Raw genomic sequence first — 3,936 nt, 5'->3', positions numbered from 1 at the left:
GGGCGGACCGTCGAGCCGGCCACCCCCGGCACCTCGATGCGGCGCTGGGCCGACGCGCTGGTCGAAGCCGCCGCCGCGCGCGCCGAGGAGTCCCCGCTGTGGCACCACCTGTGCTCCGTTCCGGACCCGATGCTCGGACGCGCGCATGTCGATCCCGCGCTGGACACCCAGTCGACGGTGCGCCACCTGACCGTCACCCTGCCGGTGGACGTGACCTCGGCCTTGCTCCGCGAGGTGCCCGCGGCCGCCCACGGCACCGTCGACGATGCGCTGCTGGCCGCGCTGGCCATGGCTGTGCGACGCTGGCGCGAGTGCCGCGGCATCGACTGTGCGACAACGAGTGTCATGCTCGAGGGACACGGGCGCGAGGAAGGGATCGTGGAAGGGGCCGACCTGTCGCGGACGGTCGGCTGGTTCACCACCCGGTATCCGGTGGTCCTCGACCTCGACGGGACCGACTCCGCCGACGTGCCCGCCGCCGTGCAGTCGGTCAAGGATCAGTTGCGTGAAATCCCCGACAAGGGAATCGGTTACGGACTCTTGCGCTTCCTGAATCCCGCCACCGCCCAGCGATTCGCCGATCTGCCCGAACCGCAGATCGCCTACAACAACCTCGGGCGCAGCGGCGTCGATCTCGCGGATCCGGCGGATCCGGCGTGGGTTCCCTCCGGCGAAACCTTCGATCAGCGTGCGGCATTCGAGCCGGATATGCCGGTGGCGGCGGTGCTCACCATCGACGTGAACGTGCTCGACACGGCCACCGGACCGCAATTGTCGGCATACGTCGGCTACGCCTCCCGGCTGCTCGACCACGACGAGGTCGCCGAGCTCACCGGCGAATGGGTCCAGGCGCTCACCGCCGTCGCGGCCGCCGCGGCCCGGGACTGGGGGCTCAGCCGAGCCGATGTGCCGCTCGTCGACGTGACCCGGACCGATCTCGACGTTTTCGCCCACCGCTACGGACGCCTCGACGATGTGTGGCCGTTGGCGCCGCTGCAGGCCGGTCTGCTCTTCCACGCCGAGATCGCCGCGGGTCACCTCGATGTCTATCTGGCCCAATCCGTGCTCACTCTCTCCGGCGAGGTCGACGAGGCCCGGTTCCTGCGTGCCGCGCGCGCCCTGCTCGACCGGTATCCGAATCTGCGGGCCGCGTTCGCGCGTACCACCGAAGGTGTTGCGGTGCAGGTGATTCCGGGTAGTGTCGAGGTGCCGTGGCGGCAGGTCACGCTCTCCGGCGCCACATCCGAGACCGCGGCCCTGCTCGATGCCGAGCGGGCGTCGTTCTTCGACCCGGCGCAACCGCCGCTGCTGCGATTCGTGCTCGCCACCGTGGGACCGGGCGACTTCCGGCTGATCCTGACCGCCCATCACCTCCTGCTCGACGGATGGTCGCTGCCGCTGCTGTGGCGGGAACTGATCGGCTTGTACGCGGTGGACGCACAGGCCGAGTTGTTACCGAATGCGGTGTCCTACCGCGACTATCTGGCATGGCTGGCTTGCCGCGATCGTGCCGCGAGCGAGGCGGTGTGGCGCGACGCGCTGCGCGATGTCACCGAACCGACCCTGGTCGCCGATCCGCATGCCGACGCGGCCGCGACCATGCCGATCGATCTGCCGGTGGAGGTCGACGGTGAGGTGAGCGCCGAACTGGCGGACTTCGCGCGCTCCCACGCGGTGACGATGGCGACGATCGTCCAGTTCGCCTGGGCGGTGGTCGTGGGCAATCTGCACGGCCGCGACCGTGTCGTCTTCGGCAGTACGGTATCGGGCCGGCCCGCCGACCTGGCCGGGGTGGAGTCGATGATCGGACTGTTCATCAACACGATTCCGGTCGTCGCCGACGTGCGCCGCGAGGACACACTCGAGCAGGCCCTGACCCGGCTGCAGGCCGGCAACACGCGCCTGCTCGACCACCATTACCTCGAACTGCCGCGGATCCTGTCGGCGGTCGACGCGGTGACGCTGTTCGACACGCTGGTGGTGTTCGAGTCCTATCCGGTCGACAGCAGCGGACTGGGCGCCGCCGATATCGACGGCATGCGGGTGGTCGCGGCGGACGGGCGCGATGCCGCGCACTACCCGATCACCGTCCAGGCCCACCACACCGACCGGCTGCACATCCGGTTGCGCTACCGGCAGGATCGGATCACCGATGCGACGGCGTCGGGCCTGGCCGACCGGCTGGCGATGGTGGTGCGAGCGATCACGAACAACCCGGGTGCGCAGCTGATGTCGCTGGATCTGCTGAACCGGGCCGATCGCGACGCCGTCGTGCCCGCCACCGGAGGCGTGGCTGTCGCGCCGCAGCGCACGGACCGGTTGCTCGCCGCGGGCATGTGGTTGAATCCTGCTGCGCTCGCGGTGGTTTCGGGACCGCGGACCATGTCCTACGCCGAACTCGACGCGCGCTCCAACCGGTTGGCGCGATTGTTGATCGAGCGGGGGATCGGTCCCGGTGAGCAGGTCGCGCTGGTGATGCCGCGCTCGGTGGAACTCGTCGTCGGACTCTGGGCCACGGCCAAGACGGGCGCGGCGTTCCTGCCCGTCGACCCGCGCAATCCCGCCGACCGCGTGGCCCACATGCTCGCGGATTCCGAAGTGCGAGTGGCGCTCACGGTCTCGGAAGGGCAGGGCCTGCTACCCGATGCGGTGGTCCCGCTGATCCTGGACGACCCGCGGACCGAGACCGCCATCGCCGCGCAGTCCGCGGCCACGATCACCGACGAGGAACGCGTACGCACACCGCGAACCGCGGATGCGGCCTACGTGATCTATACCTCGGGATCGACCGGAGTGCCGAAGGGGGTCGTGGTCACCCACGAGGGACTGGCGAACCTCGCCGCGGTGGTGCGCGAGCGCTTCGGCATCGACACCGGCTCGCGGGTGCTGCACGCGGCGGGCCCGGGCTTCGACGCGATGATCCTCGAGATACTGCTGGCCCATACCGGCGGCGCCGTGCTGGTCGTCGCGGGGCCGGACGCCTACGCCGGGGAAGAACTGACGGAAGTCGTTCGGGCCCAACAGGTAACGCACGCCTTCCTCACCCCGAGTGTGCTGGCCACCCTGTCCCCGGACGGTATGGATTCGTTGCGCGTACTCGTGGCGGGCGGAGAGGCGGTGACACCGGAAGCGGTTGCGGTGTGGGCGCCGGGCCGGCGGCTGCTGAACGGGTACGGACCGACCGAGGCCACCATTTTCGCCGGGATCAGTGCGGCGCTGGCGCCGGGCGAGGTCGTGACCGTCGGCGGCCCGATTCGCGGTATGGAGGCCGTCGTGCTCGATCCGTGGCTGCGTCCGGTGCCGGTCGGCGTGGCGGGGGAGCTGTACCTGGCGGGCCCGCAACTGGCTCGCGGCTACGCGAACCGGCCCGCGGCGACCGCGACCGCCTTCGTCGCGAATCCGTTCGGCCGGGCCGGTTCTCGCCTGTACCGCACCGGCGATCTGGTCCGCTGGACGCCGGAGTACGCGGTGGAATATCTCGGCCGCCGCGACTTCCAGGTCAAGATCCGCGGGCAGCGCATAGAACTCGGCGAGATCGAGGCCGTGCTGTCCGAATACCCCGGCGTGGAACGGGTGGCCGTGGCGGTGCGCGCCGACGAGCACGGCACCCCGCGGCTGGCCGCATATCTGGTCGGCGATGCCGAGATCGATCCGGACGAGGTCACCGCCGTCGCCCGCCGTCGTTTGCCCGCGCATATGGTGCCCGATGTCGTGCTGCGCATCGCCGAGATCCCGCTGACGGCGACCGGCAAACTGGACCGATCGGCGCTGCCGACACCGGATTTCGCGGTGCGGCGGCGCAGGGTCGCCCCCGGCACCGACACCGAACAACGCGTCGCGGACATCTTCGGTGACGTTCTGGGCGTCGCCGACGTCGGCGCGACCGACAACTTCTTCGACCTCGGCGGCACGTCGCTGTCGGCCACCCGGGCGGTG

Annotated in this window: 1 protein-coding gene; it reads left to right on the top strand. The window is 70.4% G+C overall.

What is annotated here, in order from left to right; all coding sequences use genetic code 11:
• The coding region (locus tag ON23_RS23675; protein ID WP_039780874.1) for a non-ribosomal peptide synthetase at positions 1 to 3,936 on the top strand (3,936 nt) is incomplete at both ends.

The organism is Nocardia cerradoensis NBRC 101014 (assembly GCF_000308535.1).
In the GTDB taxonomy this organism is placed as follows: domain Bacteria; phylum Actinomycetota; class Actinomycetes; order Mycobacteriales; family Mycobacteriaceae; genus Nocardia; species Nocardia cerradoensis.
The sequence above is the reverse complement of the archived record's forward strand: the minus strand, read 5'-3'. Positions and strand labels throughout refer to the sequence as shown.